The 19,286-nt window shown below is 40.7% G+C and carries 14 protein-coding genes; all 14 read left to right on the top strand.

From position 1 onward, the window contains the following. Window positions 1-297: 297 nt before the first annotated feature. The 14 genes from FJ218_04940 to FJ218_04875 all read left to right on the top strand — a co-directional run bounded on the left by FJ218_04940 (window position 298) and on the right by FJ218_04875 (window position 19,102). Complete coding sequence (locus tag FJ218_04940) at window positions 298-1,356, top strand: Rrf2 family transcriptional regulator (protein ID MBM4166254.1); 1,059 nt, start codon at window positions 298-300, stop codon at window positions 1,354-1,356. Then, window positions 1,353-2,222, top strand: coding sequence for a cytochrome c (locus FJ218_04935; protein ID MBM4166253.1), 870 nt, complete (start codon window positions 1,353-1,355; stop codon window positions 2,220-2,222). The genes FJ218_04940 and FJ218_04935 overlap by 4 nt, the downstream gene beginning before the upstream one ends. Then, window positions 2,219-5,863, top strand: a complete 3,645-nt coding sequence (locus tag FJ218_04930) for a nitrate reductase subunit alpha (GenBank protein MBM4166252.1) — start codon at window positions 2,219-2,221, stop codon at window positions 5,861-5,863. The genes FJ218_04935 and FJ218_04930 overlap by 4 nt, the downstream gene beginning before the upstream one ends. Before the next feature lie 48 nt (window positions 5,864-5,911). Next, window positions 5,912-7,402 (top strand): nitrate reductase subunit beta, encoded by a 1,491-nt coding sequence (narH, locus tag FJ218_04925; protein MBM4166251.1) that lies wholly within the window; start codon window positions 5,912-5,914, stop codon window positions 7,400-7,402. A 7-nt stretch (window positions 7,403-7,409) separates the two neighbouring features. Continuing rightward, entirely contained in the window at window positions 7,410-7,946 is a 537-nt protein-coding gene (locus FJ218_04920; protein ID MBM4166250.1) for a hypothetical protein, read from the top strand. Further along, window positions 7,933-8,640 carry a respiratory nitrate reductase subunit gamma gene (narI, locus tag FJ218_04915; protein MBM4166249.1) on the top strand — a complete coding sequence of 236 codons (708 nt, stop codon included), beginning with the start codon at window positions 7,933-7,935 and terminating at the stop codon, window positions 8,638-8,640. Before FJ218_04920 ends, narI begins: the two co-directional genes overlap by 14 nt. A 14-nt stretch (window positions 8,641-8,654) precedes the next feature. Further along, a complete protein-coding gene (locus tag FJ218_04910) occupies window positions 8,655-10,355 on the top strand; it encodes an MFS transporter (protein ID MBM4166248.1) in 1,701 nt (566 codons plus the stop codon). Between the two features lie 20 nt (window positions 10,356-10,375). Continuing rightward, window positions 10,376-11,719 carry an MFS transporter gene (locus tag FJ218_04905; GenBank protein ID MBM4166247.1) on the top strand — a complete coding sequence of 448 codons (1,344 nt, stop codon included), beginning with the start codon at window positions 10,376-10,378 and terminating at the stop codon, window positions 11,717-11,719. 102 nt (window positions 11,720-11,821) lie between these two features. Then, window positions 11,822-12,484: a cytochrome c3 family protein gene (locus FJ218_04900; GenBank protein ID MBM4166246.1), complete on the top strand. Its 663-nt coding sequence runs from the start codon at window positions 11,822-11,824 to the stop codon at window positions 12,482-12,484. An 11-nt stretch (window positions 12,485-12,495) separates the two neighbouring features. Beyond that, window positions 12,496-15,435, top strand: coding sequence for a 4Fe-4S dicluster domain-containing protein (locus tag FJ218_04895; protein ID MBM4166245.1), 2,940 nt, complete (start codon window positions 12,496-12,498; stop codon window positions 15,433-15,435). Beyond that, on the top strand, window positions 15,428-16,801 hold the full coding sequence (locus FJ218_04890; protein ID MBM4166244.1) for a hydrogenase: 1,374 nt from the start codon (window positions 15,428-15,430) through the stop codon (window positions 16,799-16,801). The genes FJ218_04895 and FJ218_04890 overlap by 8 nt, the downstream gene beginning before the upstream one ends. Next, entirely contained in the window at window positions 16,798-17,328 is a 531-nt protein-coding gene (locus FJ218_04885) for a DUF3341 domain-containing protein (protein MBM4166243.1), read from the top strand. Before FJ218_04890 ends, FJ218_04885 begins: the two co-directional genes overlap by 4 nt. Then, the gene (locus tag FJ218_04880; GenBank protein MBM4166242.1) at window positions 17,328-17,918 is read left to right on the top strand and encodes a cytochrome c; all 591 of its coding nucleotides are present in this window, start codon (window positions 17,328-17,330) and stop codon (window positions 17,916-17,918) included. The genes FJ218_04885 and FJ218_04880 overlap by 1 nt, the downstream gene beginning before the upstream one ends. Next, window positions 17,915-19,102, top strand: a complete 1,188-nt coding sequence (locus tag FJ218_04875) for a hypothetical protein (protein ID MBM4166241.1) — start codon at window positions 17,915-17,917, stop codon at window positions 19,100-19,102. Before FJ218_04880 ends, FJ218_04875 begins: the two co-directional genes overlap by 4 nt. Window positions 19,103-19,286 lie beyond the last annotated feature (184 nt).

Here is a 19,286-nt window from a genome sequence, read left to right as displayed (position 1 = left end):
TAGAATAGATGTAGCACAAAATTCTATTTTGCGTTTCAGCGAAACAAAGAAATTGTTGCTGATGAAGTAGCACGAAAATCTCGTTTCGGGGAAAAAAATATAAATCCTTCAGGTTTTGAATACTATGAAGGATTTTTTTATTTCACAATTGAAAAGAAAAAACGAAAGATATTTTCAATAATGAAATAATAATTCCAGTAGTTATTTGAAAATGTAAAAAATAATGTATTGCAAACGAATAAGACATTGGCATACAAAATGTAATAGGAGATTAAAGTCTTATTCGTTTTACATTCGATGCCAGCAATTTTTAGTAAATCTTGCGAATACGCAATTCAATCCGTGTTGTACTTAACACGCCAAAAAAGCAATTCCCCAGTTCATTTGCGTGATATTTCATCGTCGCTGAATATTCCGCATCATTTTTTAAGTAAAGTAATGCAAACATTAGGGCGCGATGGTATTATTCATTCGCAAAAAGGACTCAGTGGCGGTTTTGAACTCGGTAGAAAACCTTCACATATCTATTTAATGGATATTGTTCACGCGATTGATGGAAAAGGAATACTTGACGAATGTGTTGCAGGATTTCCCAACTGCGGAGACGAACATCCCTGCGCATTGCATCCGATGTGGAAAGAAGCAAAACACGTTTTGCTGGAAATGTTAAAAACAAAAACAATAGAAGACCTGAATAAGGAAATGAGCGACAAGTGGAATTTTATGGAATTGATTTCTGAAGAAAAAAACCTTGCCCAACAAACACGCAATATGAAAACTCCTACAGAAATTCTCAAAGAAGAGCATCGTGCAATCGAGCGAATGCTCAATGTATTGGAAATATTTATCCGACGTTCAGAACGAGGCGAACATATTTCCACTCAATACTTCAACAATGCGTTGAAATTTATTCAATTATTTGCAGACTCGTGTCATCACGGAAAAGAAGAAAAATTCCTGTTTCCCGCAATGGAACGCAACGGTTTTTCACGTGAGATGGGACCTCTTGCCGTAATGCTGTACGAACACGAAGAAGGTCGTTCGTATGTGCGAGAAATGCTCGATGCATTAGGAAAAATGGGGAACAACGGAACAGCAAACTTCGCTCAATTTTCCATTCCAGCAAAAAATTTTATTGCTCTCTTGCGAAATCATATTACGAAAGAAGACAATATCTTATTTGTTATGGCAGAAAATAATTTGCCAGAAAAAGAAAAAGATAAATTGTTACTGGAATTTGGAAATTTAGAACTCGCCGGCACTGTATGTCATCAAAAGACAGAATTACTTACCATGCTCAAACAAATGGAATATGAAGTAACGCAACAATTTTCATCAGAAAAAGCAGCAGTATGAAACTAACAATTGATATTTTCCGAAAATTATTTTTTCCAAAAATTGCAATAATATTCGTTGCAATACTAATGTGCAAGACGAATGGAATTTCGCAAGAATCCGCAGATTATTTCAAACAAAATTGTGTCAGTTGTCATACCATCGGAGGCGGCAGATTAACAGGTCCCGATTTAAAAAATGTTTCGCAACGAAAGGACCGCGCGTGGTTAGTAAAATTTTTACTCGACCCAAAAGGGATGCTCGATGCAGGTGATACTTATGCTCTCGAATTGCAAAAAGAGTCGCGAGGCGCTATAATGCCGTTAGTGCAAGGAATGAATAAAGCAAGAGCGGAAGCTCTTCTCGACCTCATCGAAACAGAATCGAAATTAGAAAAATCACAGTTTATGGGGATACAAATCAGCGACAGACCTTTTACTCCAAAGGATAAAGAAAACGGCAGAAATATTTTTTTAGGATATACAAGATTAACAAATGGAGGACCGCCGTGTATTTCTTGTCATACAACATTTGGCATAGGAGGATTTGGAGGGGGAACATTAGGGCCGGAATTAACAACAGTTTTCGAACGATACGAAGGCAGAAAAACGCTTTCAACATGGTTATCTGCTCCGGCAACTCCGACAATGCAATCCGTGTATAAAACGCACGCGCTCGAACCGGAAGAAGTTCTTTCGCTTGTTGCGTACTTTCAAAGCACGCTCGAAAGAAATCCCCAGGATAAATCTACATCGCAACTCAATTTTCTGTTAATCGGATTAGGTGGTTCGCTGATATTACTTGGTTTGTTCGATGTCTTTTGGAATAATCGTTTTCGCGCAGTTCGAAAAATTTTAGTTCAAGAAAATAAATTAACGAATGTATGAATAATAAAAGTTTAATTCCTTGGGTGAAAGATGAAGTTGACCCGAAACTTCGCAGTTGGGAAGAATTTTACCGTAATCGTTGGCAACACGATAAAGTCGTGCGAAGTACACACGGTGTTAACTGTACAGGAAGTTGCACGTGGATGATTCACGTCAAAGATGGAATCGTAACGTGGGAAATGCAGGGTCTCGATTATCCGATGTTGGAAAAAACGCTTCCGCCGTACGAACCGCGCGGATGTCAGCGAGGAATTTCGTTTTCGTGGTATCTTTACAGTCCATTGCGTGTGAAATATCCGTACATCCGAGGTGCATTACTTGATTTATGGAGAAAAGTAAAACGCGAATATGAAGACCCAGTGGATGCGTGGAAATCATTAGTATCAAATCCTGAATCGCGTCAACGGTATCAGCGCGCTCGAGGAAAAGGAGGGTTTCGTCGTGCTTCGTGGGATGAAGTTTTGGAAATTATGGCGGCGGCAAATATTCATACGATAAAATCGCACGGACCAGATAGAATTGCAGGGTTTTCTCCAATCCCAGCAATGTCAATGGTAAGTTATGCTGCGGGAGCGCGTTTAATGCAATTACTTGGCGGTTTATCACTTTCGTTTTATGATTGGTATTGCGACCTTCCATCTGCATCGCCGGAAACGTGGGGAGAGCAAACCGATGTGAATGAATCTGCAGATTGGTATAATGCGAAACTACTTGCCGTTATGGGTGCAAACTTAAATATGACGCGCACCCCCGATGTTCATTTTGCCGCAGAGGCACGACATAACGGAACAAAAATGTACGTGTTCTCTCCTGACTTTAATCAGGTTGCAAAATATGCTGACCATTGGGTTTCAGTTAATGCAGGACAAGATGGAGCGTGGTGGATGGCAGTGAATCACGTTTTGCTTTCGGAATATCACCATCAGCGAAACGTTCCGTATTTCATTGATTATACGAAGAAATACACCGACGCTCCCTATCTTGTAGAATTAACAAAAGAAGGAAACGCGTACGAAAGCGGACAAATGCTTCGTGCAAGCAACTTACAAAAGTATGCTTCCGTTGAAAACGGTGAATGGAAATTTTTGATGTGGGATGAAAAAAGCAATGAAGCAAAAATGCCGATGGGAAGTTCCGGTTTTCGTTGGGGAACAGAAAAAGGAAAATGGAATCTACTCTTGAAAGATGGTCAAGACGGAAGTGAAATCAATCCCGCGCTAACATTTCTTGAAAGCAACGATGGCACTGTTTCCGTTCGCTTTGATGATTTTGGCGAAGGGAAAAATATTCATCGTGATGTTCCGGTGAAAAACATTACTACTGCTGATGGGAAGCAAATTACTGTAGCAACCGTGTATGATTTACTGATGGCGCAATATGGAGTAAATCGAGGTTTGAAAGGCGATTATCCCAAGAATTATGATGACGAAACTAAAGCGTATACGCCTGCGTGGAGCGAAAAATATACCGGAATTGGGAGAAGCGATTTGATAAAATTTGCTCGCGAATGGGGAAGTACAGCAGAGTACACAAACGGAAAATGTACAATAATTATCGGCGCAGGAATCAATCACTGGTACCACGCAAACTTGATGTATCGTGCGGGAATTCACGCATTAATGTTTTGCGGTTGCGTTGGCGTCAACGGTGGTGGTTTGGCGCATTATGTTGGACAAGAAAAACTTGCGCCGGGAGAACCGTGGGGAGCGATAGCATTTGCAAAAGATTGGTATGGGCCTTCACGGCAACAAAATGCTCCAAGTTGGCATTATGTGAATACCGATCAATGGAGATATGAAAAAGATTTTACCGATTATCACACAGTTCCGCAACATCAGAAACCGGATTCACTTGCAAAAGGACACACAATGGATGTACAAGTGAAAGCTGTTCGCAACGGATGGCTTCCATTTTATCCGCAGTTTAACAAAAACACTATCGAACTGGTAAAGGAAGCAGATGCAAACGGGGCGAAAACAAACGAAGAAATTGTGAAGTATGTCATTGAACAATTAAAATCAAGAAAACTCAAATTTTCTGTTGAAGACCCGGATGCTTCAGAAAATTGGCCACGAGTATTTTATATCTGGCGCGGGAATGCGTTGATGTCGAGTGCAAAAGGACACGAGTATTTTCTTCATCATTATTTGGGAACGCATACAAATAAAATTTCGCAGGATATGGCGAAAGATTCTGTGAAAGAAGTTGTATGGCATGAAATTGCTCCTCAGGGGAAAATGGATTTGGTTGTGGATTTGAATTTTCGAATGGATACTTCTGCATTGTATTCTGATATCGTTTTGCCAGCGGCGACATGGTATGAAAAAGCGGATTTGAATTCGACGGATATGCATAGTTTTATTCATCCGCTTTCTGCTGCAGTTCCGCCGTGTTGGGAATCGAAAAGCGATTGGGATATTTTCAAAGCCATTGCAAAGAAATTTTCTGAACTTGCAAAAAAACATTTTCCTGAAAGCGTCAAAGAACTTGTCGCAACGCCGCTTGCTCACGATTCTGCCGCAGAAATTGCACAACCGAAAATACAAGATTGGATAAAAGGAGAAGTGGAAGCAATTCCAGGAAAAACAATGCCAAATTTTTCTGTTGTCGTTCGCGATTACAAAAATGTTCATAACCAATACATTTCTTTTGGTCCACTCGTTCGCCAAAACGGACTTGGAGCGCACGGAACAAAATATGCGATTGATGATTACTACGATGAAATGCTGATAACTCAACCAACAGTTTCTTTTGATGGAAAAACATACCCTTCGCTGAAAGATGGAGTTAATGTAGCCAATACGATTCTACATCTTGCAACTGTTACAAACGGTGAACTTGCATATCGTTCATATAAAAATATGGAAGAAAAAGTTGGTCTTCCGCTTGTGCAACTTGCAGAAAAAAATCGCGGTATGCGAGTGAACTACAAAGAACTTCAATCAAAACCGATGCGTTTGCTCAATAGTCCGATGTGGTCGGGATTAACAGAAAACGGGCGTGCGTATTCACCGTTCACGTACAACGTCGAAGCGCTTGTTCCTTGGAGAACGCTTACAGGTCGTCAACATTTTTATCTTGACCATCCCGGATATATTCATTTCGGCGAACATCTTCCAACGTATAAACCGAAACCGCTTCCGACACAATATGCTGATTTACGGTTCAGCATCGAAGTTGGAAAAACAAAAATGCTGAATTATTTAACACCACACGGGAAATGGCACATTCACTCAACGTATGGAGATAATCAAAGAATGACAACACTTTCACGCGGAGTAGAGCCATTTTGGATGAATGATAAAGATGCCGAAGACATCGGGGTAAATGATAATGATTGGGTGGAAGTGCATAACGACCATGGAGTTGTTGTAACTCGCGCCGCAGTAAGTGCAAGAATACCTCGTGGAATTTGCATTATCTATCATTCACCTGAACGCACGTATTCTGTTCCGAAATCTCCGTTGCGAAACAATAAACGCGCAGGAGGACATAACAGTTTAACGCGCACACGATTAAAACCAAACCTGATGATTGGAGGGTATGGACAATTCACGTTTCATTTCAATTATTGGGGACCAATCGGTTGTAACAGAGACACACATATTCTCGTTCGAAAACTTCCGGAATTGATTTGGTAACAAAAAATACGAACCACGAATCATAAATCACTAAACACGAAACTTACTATGAATGTTCGCTCACAAATATCAATGGTATTTCATCTCGATAAATGCATCGGTTGCCACACATGTAGTATTGCGTGCAAAAATATCTGGACGGATAGACGCGGCGCAGAATATATGTGGTGGAACAACGTTGAAACAAAACCCGGAACCGGATTTCCTACCAAATGGGAAGACCAAAGCAAGTACCGCGGCGGTTGGGATGTTACGAATGATAAATTGCATTTGAAATCAACGAACAAAGCGCGAACGATTACTGATATTTTTCATAATCCTTCGATGCCAAGTATGGACGATTATTATGAGCCGTGGACATACAAATATGATGAATTGTTCAACGCCCCCGAAGGTTCTGACCAACCAACTGCTCGACCGATTTCGTTGGTTACTGGAGAATATATCAATGTTGAAGCAGGACCAAATTGGGATGATGATTTGAGTGGTTCTCCGGTGTATGCGGAAAATGACCCGAACTTGAAAGGATTATCCGAAGAACAACGCGAGCAACTTTTTGCAATTGAGCGATTAGTGTTTTTTTATTTTCCGAGAATCTGCAATCATTGTTTAAATCCCGGATGTGTTGCCGCGTGTCCTTCGGGAGCATTGTATAAACGCGGCGAAGATGGGATTGTATTGATAGACCAAAAACGTTGCCGCGCGTGGCGTGCGTGTGTTGCCGCGTGTCCGTATAAAAAATCATTTTACAACTGGTCAACGGGAAAATCGGAAAAATGTATTCTGTGTTTTCCGCGCTTGGAAACGGGACAAGCGCCTGCGTGCTTTCATTCGTGCGTTGGAAGAATTCGCTATCTCGGTGTGTTGTTGTACGACGCTGATAAAATTGAGGAAGTTGCCAAATCTTCGAACGAAGATTTAATTGATGCGCAACGTGCAATGATATTAAACCCCAATGACCCTGCGGTAATTGCCGCTGCATTGCAAAACGGTATTCACGAATCGGTAATTGATTCTGCGCAACAATCTCCCGTGTATAAATTTGTGAAAGAATGGAAAATTGCTTTGCCTCCGCATATTGAATTTCGCACACTTCCGATGTTGTTTTATGTTCCGCCGATGTCTCCCGTGATGGCGCAAAAAAACGATGATACGGTAAGCAGTATTTCGAAAGATTTTTTCCACGATATTGAACAAGCGCGCGTACCGTTACAATTTCTCGGAAATCTTTTTGGTGCAGGACATCAGGGAAAAATTGTGTATGCGTTGAAAAAACAAAAAGCAGTTCGGATGTATCGCCGTGCAATGACAGTTGGCGATATTGATATGAAGACGGCGGAAAAAATTCTTACCGAAGCGGAATGTTCGAAAGAAGAAGCAGAAATGATTTATCGTCTTACGTCGCTTTGCACGTTTGAAGACAGATTTGTCATTCCGCCAATGCACCGCGAAGAAGCAATTGAAATGCTCAAAGATCCACACGAACATCGTACGCTTGCCGGTTTTGGTTTTGTCGAAGGACCGGAACGAGGATTGTAGGAAGAATATGTCTTCAATCGCACGTTTCGTTCCGCTTCTCTCATATCCTTCGTTTGATTATCGCAAACGAATGGAGGAATGTGGTTTTTTTCTTGAAGAAGAAAATGAAAACGCATTGAATGTTTTTCAAAAATTTGTTGAAGCAACAAAAACATATTCTTCGGAAGATTTTGAAGAACTTTATACAAGAACGTTTGATATCAATCCGATTGCAAGTCTGGAAATCGGATGGCATTTATACGGCGAACAATACGAGCGAGGTGCGTTTCTTGTTACAATGCGGGGGTTGCTTCGCGAGTACGATATTTCCGAAACTACTGAACTTCCCGATCATCTTTCGTACGTATTATTATTGATTGAAAAAATGGAACACGATGAAGCAACGGAATTTGTTTGTTCGTATGTGTTTCCATCGCTGGAAAAAATATGCGCGGGATTTTCAGAAGAACAAAATCCGTATGCACATTTATTTAACGCATTAAAAATACTTTTACAACAAACATTTCAACAAATCAACGGAGAACCAATCTATGGCAAATCCTAATCCGCTTTTCATTGACGAAATATTATTTATTGTTTTACCGTATCTCGCATTGGCGATTTTTTTACTCGTTTCTATTCGAAGATATGTGATGCAGAGTTTTTCGTTTTCCAGTTTGTCGTCGCAGTTTCTTGAAAACCAGCATCATTTTTGGGGCGTTGTTCCGTTTCATTATGGAATCATCACGTTATTTTTTGCACATCTTATTGCATTCTTATTGCCGGAAAAAGTAATTGTGTGGAACAGTATTCCGCTTCGATTATACATACTCGAAATTGCCGCATTTATTTTTGGATTACTTACCATCGTTGGATTAGTGAGTGTTATTGCGCGAAGATTGAAGGAGCCGAAAGTGAAAATGGTAACAAGTGTTGCCGATTGGATAATTCTTGTGATGTTTTTGATACAAGTGTTTTCAGGATTATACACAGCGATATTTCATCAATGGGGTTCTGCGTGGTTTGCAGCATCGGCATCTCCATATTTATGGTCAATACTAACGCTGAATCCAAATATTTCATATATCACGGCAATGCCGTTTATGGTAAAGTTTCATATTGTCGGCGCATATACGATGATAGCATTTTTCCCATTCACGCGACTTGTGCACGCTCTTGTTATTCCGAATCCGTACTTATGGAGAAAGCCGCAAGTTGTGCGATGGTATGCCGAATGGAAATTAAAACATAACATATAATACAAGAATAATTTATGGAAAACATAAAACGATTTCTGAAATCAGGTCATTGGCCGACGCTGTTTTCTGCGTTTCTTTACTTCGATTTTTGTTTCGCAATTTGGGTTTTAAATGGTGCTATGGCGCCGTTTATCAGCGAGACGTTTCAACTCACTCCTTCGCAAAAAGGGTTTATGATTTCTGTTCCGATATTAGCAGGAGCATTAATGCGATTTCCTTTAGGTATTCTTTCGCAGTACATCGGAAGAAAAAATGCGGCATTAGTTGAAATGACGCTTATCTTTTTTGCAATGCTCTATGGATACGTAATGGTGGAAACATACAACGACGTACTTGCAATGGGCGTTCTTTTAGGAATTGCAGGAGCAAGTTTTGGAGTTGCATTATCGTTAGGTTCGGGATGGTTTCCGCCAAAATATAAAGGATTAGCAATGGGAATTGCTGGTGCGGGAAATAGCGGAACTGTATTAGCAGTGCTTCTCGCTCCACCGCTTGCAGCAGCGTACGGGTGGAAAACAGTATATGGATTCGGTGCGCTGTTTATGATTGTTCCGATTCTTGTTATGATATTTATGGCGAAAGAACCGCCGGATAGAAAACAACACGAAACAATAAAAGACCATATCAAATGTTTGTGGGAAAAAGATGGATGGGTTTTCAATCTTATTTATATCATAACGTTTGGCGGATTTATCGGACTCTCAAATTTTCTTCCTACATATTATCACGACCAATTTGGCGTAACGAAAGTTGAGGCGGGACAATTAACAATGTTTGCGGCAATCATGGGAAGCGGAATACGAATTCTTGGCGGACATTTTTCCGACAGATGGGGAGGAATTACAACACTCTCCGTTGTGTTTGTAGGAATTATTGCTATGATGTTGCTCACTGCATTGCAAACGAATGTCATCGTAACCACGATATTTTTTATGATATGTTTTGCGGCGCTTGGTGCTGGAAACGGTGCATTATTCCAACTTGTTCCGCACCGTTGGCCTACGAATACAGCAGTTGCCGGAAGTATGATTGGTGAAATCGGCGCACTCGGAGGAGCAATTATTCCTAATGCGATGGGATTTTCGAAAGAATTTACCGGAACATTCTTTTGGGGGTTTGCGGTATTTTCTTTAATTGCACTTGTCGCATTTCATGTAATGCGCGTTGCACAACACCGTTGGACGCGAACGTGGGTAAGTGAAGGTGGGAAAGCGCGAATTCGTCATCATATTGAATCGGTTCCTGCAAACGGAGAACAAGAAATTATCAAACCGGAATACATTAAAACAATAATTTATCCCGTCGGAAATTCTCAACTTGCAGATAAAACAGCAGACACAGTTTCCAAACTTTGCAAAGCATCGAACGCAAAACTCGTATTGTTATATGTCGAACATCGTTTTCACGATTCGGGTTCGTTAACATCGAATTCAACAGAATGGCAGGAAATTCGGGACAATTGGATTAAGGAAGGAAAACAACTCCTCGATAAAGAAGTAAAACGGTTTCAAGGTCTCGGTATCGCCGATATTGATATGGAAATTCGTCAGGGAAATGTTTCAAGCGAAATAATTGCTTCCGCCGATGACCGTTCTGCCGATTTGATTGTTCTAGCAAGTCATCATTCTTCTCCGATGGGAAGTTTGTTGATGGGAAGTAGAACGTATGATGTATTTAAACACGCTACTTGTCCAATACTTCGTATTGTACGATAATAAAAGAAAGAAAAATATTTATGAGTAAATGGTTAGAAAGATGGGAGCCGGAAAATTCTGATTTTTGGGAAAGCACTGGAAAGAAAATTGCATGGCGAATTCTTTGGGTTACGACAATTTCACTCACGTTCTCCTTTGCAACGTGGTTTATGGTAAGCGCAATTGTTGTCAAACTTCCTGGAATTGGTTTTAAGTTCACAACCCAAGAACTCTTTTGGCTCGCGGCAATGCCAGGTCTTGCGGGAGGTACGTTGCGTATCATTCATACATTTTTACTTCCCATTTATGGAACGAGAAATGTCATTACATTAGCAACGTTCATTAAACTAATTCCATGTGTCGGATTGGGATTAGCAGTGATGAATCCCGAAACCCCGTTTTGGATTTTTTTAGTGTTAGCATTTTCTGCAGGTTTTGGCGGAGGAGATTTTTCATCATATATGCCAAGCACAAATTTGTTTTTCCCGAAACGATTAAAAGGAACTGCGCTCGGAATACAAGCGGGAATTGGAAACTTTGGAGTAAGTTTGGCGCAATTTATGACGCCGATTATGTTAGGAGTTGGGACATACGGAGCATCACAGATTTTTACAAAAATAAATCCAAAAACCAAAGAAATTCTCGGGACTTCGGAAATATTTTTACAAAGTGCGGCGTTCTGGTACATTCCGGTTCTCATCGTAATGACGATAGTTTGTTGGTGGATGTTGCGAAGCGTTCCAATTACTGCATCATTCAAAGAGCAATTGGATATTTTCAAAGATAAACATACGTGGTACTGCACGGTTACGTATATGATGACTTTCGGAACGTTTTCCGGACTTTCTGCCGCATTTCCGTTGATGATAAAATCATTGTACGGAAATTTTCCCGATGCGCCTGAGCCGTTGAAATATGCTTTTTATGGTCCATTGATTGGTTCTGCAAGTCGTGTTATTTTTGGATTTGTTTCCGATAAAACCGGCGGTGGAATTTTAACAACAATTACCGGAATTGGCTTAATAATTGGTTCAGTATTGATGATTTCGATGGGACTTGTTGCGCCAACAAGTATCGAACAATTTCCGATGTTTATTACCATTATGCTCGGAATGTTTTTCTTTGCAGGAATTGGTAACGCCGCAACGTTTCGTCAATATCCAATTATCTTTGCACAAAATCAGAGACAAGCATCGGGAGTAATCGGATGGACTGCGGCTATCGCAGCGTACGGTCCGTTTATATTTTCTTCGCTCATCGGATTAATCATCGGCGCAACGGGGAATGCGACGAATTTTTATTATGGTCTCATCGTATTTCTGTTGTATGCAACGTATGTTAATTGGTGGTATTACAATCGCAAAGGATGCGAACGTCCAAGTTGATTGAATATTGTGAAAAGTTATTTTTGTTCGAGATTATTACGAAATTGCAAACGAATGTACTTTCAACTCAATGCTGAACGCTAACTGCTGAATGTAAATACTATGTTACTGAAAAGTCCAATTACAACTGTTTTTCTTGTCGTCGGATTATTACTGAGTATTCTGATTTTCTACAATTCCTACTCGGTCAATTATCGTATTCCGGGAAATAATGAAGGATATGAACCGGTGCAACCGATTGCGTATTCACATCGTCTTCACGCAGGCGAACTCGGAATACCGTGCTTGAGTTGTCATTTCGGTGCAGAAAAAAGTCGCAACGCAGGAGTTCCCTCAGCAAGCGTTTGTATGAATTGCCACAAGTTTGTAACTGCACTGTTTGCCAATGTTCGCGCAGAAGATGAACTTGCAGAGAAAGAAAAACGCAAACCGCAACGAATTATTTCGTCTGAACTAAAAAAAATTTATTCGTCGCTTGCGTTGAATGATGAATTACTTCCGAATCCGTCATTGAAACAAACTCCCATTGAATGGAAAAAAGTGTACAACGTTCCCGATTTCGTATACTTCGACCATCGCCCGCACGTGAACGCAGGTGTTCAATGTCAAACGTGTCATGGTGCCGTTGAAACAATGGAGCGCATTCGTCAAGTCGGAAATCTTTCGATGGGATGGTGTGTGAATTGCCATCGCGACGTGAATAAAAACGGCGTGAACAATAAAAAAGTGTACGCATCAACGGATTGCACAACTTGTCATTATTAGGTGAAAAAATAATGTCTGAATATCATAACGTTAAATTTGAACGAGAACAGGAAACCATTCCTCATCGTGGAATAGACAGAAGAGATTTCTTAAAACTTTCCGGATTTACATTTGCTGGAGCGTTACTTGGCGGATGTCAAGCGCCGAAAGTTGATAAAGCGATTCCTTTTCTTGTAAAACCGGAAGAGATAACGCCGGGTTTATCCACGTTTTATGCAACGACGTGCGGTGGATGCAATGCTTCTTGCGGAATCATTACCAAAAACCGCGATGGTCGTCCAATAAAAATTGAAGGAAATCCTTCACATCCTATTTCACAAGGAGGATTATGCGCAGTTGGACAAGCGCATCTTCTGGGGTTGTACGATTCACATCGTTTGAAAAATCCGACGATGCTCGGAAAAGAAACAGTGTGGAATGACATTGATAGCGCGATAAAAAATACATTGAAAGAAATTCAAACGAACAACGGCGCAGTTCGATTTCTTTCGAATACGATTTCAAGCCCAACACAGCGAAACACGATAGCGAAATTTCTTTCCGGATTTTCCAACGCACAGCATATAGAATACGATGCGCTTTCCGTTTCTGCAATTCTTGATGCGCATGAGAAGACACACGGAACGCGCGTTCTTCCACATTACCGATTTGACAAAACGGAAGTTATTGTTTCTGTTGATGCGGATTTTCTCGGAACGTGGATTTCTCCCGTTGAGTTCACAAAAGATTATCACAAAGGAAAAATATTGAATGGAAACAATTCAAAATTTTCTTTTCATGCACAGATTGAAGCGAATGTTTCTTTGACGGGAAGCAATGCGGATAAACGGATTTCGATTTCGCCGAATGCGTACAAAAATTTTCTTTACGATTTAACAACAACGATAGAAGGAGGGAAATCTTCCATTGCCGAAGTGAACGAATTAGCGCGAAAACTCCTTTCGGCAAAAGGTAAAAGTTTAGTCGTGTGCGGGGTGAATGATATTGAGTTGCAACTGCTTTCTAATTATATCAATCATTTACTCAGCAATTATGGAAACACGATAGATATTGAAACGCCGTCGAAACAATATCGGGGAAACGATACCGAGTTGCAGAAATTAATTTCCGAAATAACGGAGGGAAAAATTTCTGCATTGTTTATCTACAACGGCAATCCATTATTTGATATTCCGGAAGGAAACGCACTCAAGAAACATATTGAAGCGATTCCACTGTCAATAAGTTTCAGCGAACGCAGCGATGAAACATCAAGCGCAACAACATTTATTTGTCCCGAACATCATTCGTTGGAATCGTGGAATGAAAATGAAGTTCGCGCAGGGATATATTCTCTTTCGCAACCGGTTCTCCAGCCATTGAGAAATACGCGTTCGCTTATCGAGAGTTTAAACGCGTGGATGGATACTCCGAAAACTGCGTATGATGCAATTCGTGATGAATGGAAAAATTCTGTATTCACAATGCAAAAGAAGGAGAACGATTTTCAAAAATTTTGGGATAAATGTGTTCACGATGGATTTGCAGAAGTGGAATCGGGAAAAAATACTGTACAGGAATTTTCAAAGCAATCGTTACAAAATATTTCACGCTCAAGTGAAACGACTGCGATGGCGTTAATACTGTATCCGAAAATTTCTATTCGCGAAGGAAAACACGCACATAATCCATGGTTGCAAGAATTGCCGGATCCGATTACGAAAATCGTATGGGATAATTATGTTTCGCTTTCGAAAAAAACTGCAGAACATTTGAGTGTGAAAGAAAATGATGTTGTAGAGATTACTGCGCAGATTTCTAACGAAAGAAGAACGTTAAAACTTCCGACGCATATTCAGCAGGGAATGTGTGATAATGTTGTTGCTGTTGCTTTGGGATACGGAAGAAAAGGAACAGAACGATTTACCAATATTGGTCCCGAATGGTTCGAAGCGAAACCAACGGTGAACCAAGGCGAACTTGTAGGAAAAAATGCCGCAGTATTTTTACAGTTTGTGAACGGAAGTATTTCGTACAATCTGTTGCAATGTTCTGTTTCAAAAACAAAAGAACAGTATCGCTTGGCGGCAACGCAGGAGTATCATTCGTTACAAATGCCCGAACATCTTGTTCCTGCTGGCTCTGAACGACGTCCCATTATTCAGGAGACAACGTTTGGCGCGTATATTCAAGATAACTCTGCGGGAAGTTTTTCAAAACATGAATACGAAAGTATATGGCCCGAAGAACATCAGTACAACAATCATCATTGGGGAATGGCGATTGATTTGACAAAATGCACAGGATGTTCTGGGTGTGTTATCGGGTGTCAATCGGAAAATAATATTCCGTGTGTTGGAAAAGATGAAATAGCACGCAATCGGGAAATGACGTGGATTCGCATTGATAGATATTTTCAGGAAGAAGAAAATACATTCAGCGTTGCGTTTCAGCCGATGATGTGTCATCATTGCAATAACGCTCCGTGCGAAACTGTATGTCCTGTGCTTGCAACGGTTCATAATGAAGAAGGATTGAATCAGCAAATATACAATCGTTGTGTCGGAACACGCTATTGTTCAAATAATTGTCCGTATAAAGTTCGCCGATTTAATTGGTTTGATTACGAACACGGCGACGAGATGCAGAAGTTGGTTCTCAATCCTGATGTCGTAGTTCGTGAGCGCGGCGTAATGGAAAAATGTTCGTTCTGTATTCAGCGAATTCAGGAAGCGAAAATCATAGCGAAAAGTAATGGTGTTGCATTGAAAGACGGCGATATACAACCGGCATGCCAGCAATCGTGCCCGGCAAACGCTATTGTTTTCGGCGATATGAATGATAAAAATAGTGAACTATCAAAACGAATGAATGACAAACGATATTACAAAGTATTAGAAGAAGTAGGAACAAGACCAGCCGTTGGTTATATGACTCTTGTACGAAACAGCGATGAGGTGAACAATGTCTGAAGTATATTCTATTCTTCGCGAACCGCTTATCGGTGGAAATAAAACATACAATGATGTTACCAACGATGTTTGTTCTCCGCTGGAAAGAAAACCAACGATTGCGTGGTGGTTTGCGTTCACTATCTCTTTTACGATGTTGATTGCAGGAGTAATTTCCGTAACATATCTGTTAACAACAGGCATCGGCACGTGGGGATTAAACAATACAATCGGTTGGGCGTTTGATATTACGAACTTTGTATTCTGGATTGGAATTGGACATGCGGGAACATTGATTTCTGCAATTCTTTTTCTCTTTCGTCAAAAATGGAGAACATCCGTGAATCGCAGCGCAGAAGCGATGACAATTTTTGCCGTGATATGTGCGGGAATATTTCCCATCATTCACATGGGACGTCCATGGCTTGCGTTCTTTGTTATTCCATATCCGAATGAACGCGGTCCGTTGTGGGTAAATTTCCGCTCTCCGCTCGTGTGGGATATGTTTGCTATCAGCACATATTTTACTATTTCCTTTGTGTTTTGGTATGTCGGATTGATTCCCGATTTGGCAACAATACGAGACCGCGCGCAATCCCACTTTAAAAGAAAGATATTTGGTTTCTTAAGTTTTGGATGGAACGGTTCCAATCGTACGTGGTCGCATTACGAAAAAATTTATCTCTTACTTGCGGGATTAGCAACGCCGCTTGTTGTTTCCGTTCATACGATTGTGAGTTGGGATTTCGCAACGTCTGTTATTCCGGGATGGCATACAACAATTTTTCCGCCGTACTTTGTTGCTGGAGCAGTTTTTTCCGGTTTTGCGATGGTATTGACATTGATGTTGATTGTTCGAAAAGTATTACGATTTGAAGAATACATTACACTGCATCACGTTGAATCAATGTGTAAAATTATCATAGCAACCGGCGGAATAGTTTCGATGGCATACGGAACAGAATATTTTATCGCATTATATTCCGGAAACGAATACGAAAAATTTACTTTCATCAATCGTGCTTTGGGTCCGTATTCGTGGTCGTATTGGATTATGGTTTCGTGTAATGTTATTAGTCCACAATTATTTTGGTTTAGGAAAATACGGAGAAACGTCGCGCTTGTATTTCTCATTTCTATTTTTATCAATATCGGAATGTGGTTTGAACGCTTTGTGATAATCACAACATCGCTCACGCGCGATTACCTCCCAGCCAGTTGGGACAGTTATTCGCCAACTTCTATTGAAATTGCAACATTGGTCGGAAGTTTCGGTTTATTTTTAACGCTCTTTCTTTTATTTGCACGGTTTCTTCCGATGATTGCCATCGGCGAAGTAAAAGGAGTTCTTTCTTACGGACGAAAAAATAACGGAGAACACTTATGAGCAGAAGATTATTAGTTACTGTCTTTGAAGACGAACTCGACATTGTCAATGCAACACGAACGGCACGCGAAAACAGATACAACATCGTTGACGTTTATACGCCTTTCGCCGTTCACGGACTTGATGAAGCAATGGGTCTCAAACCTTCAAAATTGGGATGGGTGTGTTTTGCACTGGGCTTAGCAGGTGCCGTTGCAAAATTATGGTTTCAAATCTGGACATCGTCGCAGAGTTGGCCGGTGAATGTTGGAGGAAAACCATTAAGTTCCGTTCCTGCATTTGTGCCGGTTACGTTTGAAATTATGGTTCTCTTTGCAGGCGTGGGAACAGTCATTACCTTTTTTGCATTACGAAAATTATTTCCCGGAAAGAAACCCCACATCGTCTATGAAGGTGCGACCAATAATCGCTTTATTCTTGTGTTGGAACAAAGCGATGCCGCATTTGATTTGCGCAACGTGCGAACGATGTTTGAACCATTCAATCTTGTTGCAATGGAAGAACGCATTGATAAGGAGAAAAAGTAATGTCGCATAAAAAAGGAAACATCATACTTTTCTGTCTTCTCCTTCTCGTAGTTGCAAGCGCGTGGTTCTTCCGACGAGAATACATTCTCCGCAACAAAGAATTTCTTCCCGGAATGTTGTATTCTGTTCCTTTCGAATCGCAATCTGCAAACCCGAACTTTCGAGATAAAAAAACATTGCAACTTCCCGCAGAACATACCATTGCTCGCGGATTTCTTCCCGTTCATTTTCAAGCGACTCCCGAAGACGCAATACGTGCAGGAGAAGAACTTATCAATCCTTTTTCTGAGACAGAAAAAGGGCTTACGCGCGGAGCATTTGTTTTTTCAACATTCTGCACACCTTGTCACGGAAACAGTGCAACGGGCGATGGTTCGGTTACGAAAAAAGGATTTCCGCCTCCTCCATCTCTCTTTGCAGATAAAGCATTGAAAATGAAAGATGGACAAATGTTTCATATTCTTACCTACGGTCAAGCCAATATGCCTTCGCTGGCAAGTCAGATTTCTTTCGATGACCGATGGAAGGTTATTTTGCACGTTCGTTCGTTACAAAAACAACAACAAACCGTTGCAGGAGTAAAACAATGACGCATCACCATAACCTTTCTTATCAACGATTTATTCCTTCGCCCCGATTGATGAGAACATTCCAGAATGGAATAGTTTTCGGCGGAATTATTTTTCTTGTCGGAATATTCGTTTCTCCGGAACGCGCGTGGCATAACTTTCTCCTTTCTGCATACTATCTTGTTTCGTTAGGAGTGGGAGCAACGATATTTCTCTCGTTTCTCTATGTTTCCAATGCAGGATGGGCAACGGCTATCAGAAGAATTCCGGAAGCCATTGCCGCGTCGCTTCCGATATTTTCCATCGTCCTGCTCGTTACGTTGTTTGGAATTCACTCGTTGTATGAATGGAGTCATCACGATGTTGTTGCCCGCGATACATTACTGCAAAACAAATCCACTTGGCTCAACATTCCATTTTTTAGTATTCGAATGTTCGTCATTCTTGGAATATGGATTGTCATTTCGCGAGCGATATTAAAAAATTCGCGACTGCAGGATGAACGCGGGGAAATTGAATATTCTTTTCGCAACAAAAAAAATGGGGCGTTGTTTCTTGTTGCTATGGGACTGACGTATTGGCTTGCAAGTATGGATTGGATTATGTCTCTGGAACCGCATTGGTACAGCACGATTTACGGCATCTATCATTTTTCCGGTACGTTTATGACGAGCATTGCCGCAATTACCGTTATCGCAATTCTCTTACGAAGAAACGGCGTGCTTGCTAACGTTGTTACGAACGAACATTTATTTCTTCTCGGAAAACTGCTTTTCGGTTTTAGCACATTCTGGGCGTATATCTGGTTCAGTCAATATCTTTTGATTTGGTATGCAAACATTCCCGAAGAAGTTGTGTATTTCAACCGCCGGGAACACGGAGGGTGGGTTATTTTTACTATCGCCAACGTATTATTCAACTGGATTATTCCATTTTTCGTCCTTCTTCCTCAATGGACAAAACGCAACGAAGGATTACTCCTCAAGGTTTGCATTGTCGTAATGATTGGACATTGGATAGATTTATTCTGGATGATACTTCCGCCGTTGATGAAAGAAGGACCACAATTCAGTATTTGGGAAATCGGAATATTCGCGGCGGCAATTTCAGCGTTTTTCTATTGTACGTTTCGAGCATTTTCCCAACAGAATAGTGTTCCTATCAACGACCCGTTGCTTGTTGAAAGTTTACCCCATCATTCGTAACGTAATAAAAGTTGCTGTCTCTACAAGATGCATATTTTTCATATTTTTTGTTGAAAAAAGATAGCGAAAACCGTCAAGGTTATTGTTTTTGAAAAATGTTGGTAATAATGTTTCATCAAAGCAAGCCTTGAAGGTTTTCAGAAAAAAACCAAAAGAATTTTTAAAAAACTATTTTTCACCCTTA

The sequence above is a fragment of the Ignavibacteria bacterium genome (assembly GCA_016873775.1).
Taxonomy (GTDB): Bacteria; Bacteroidota; Ignavibacteria; order UBA10030; family F1-140-MAGs086; genus JAGXRH01.
The sequence above is the reverse complement of the archived record's forward strand: the minus strand, read 5'-3'. Positions and strand labels throughout refer to the sequence as shown.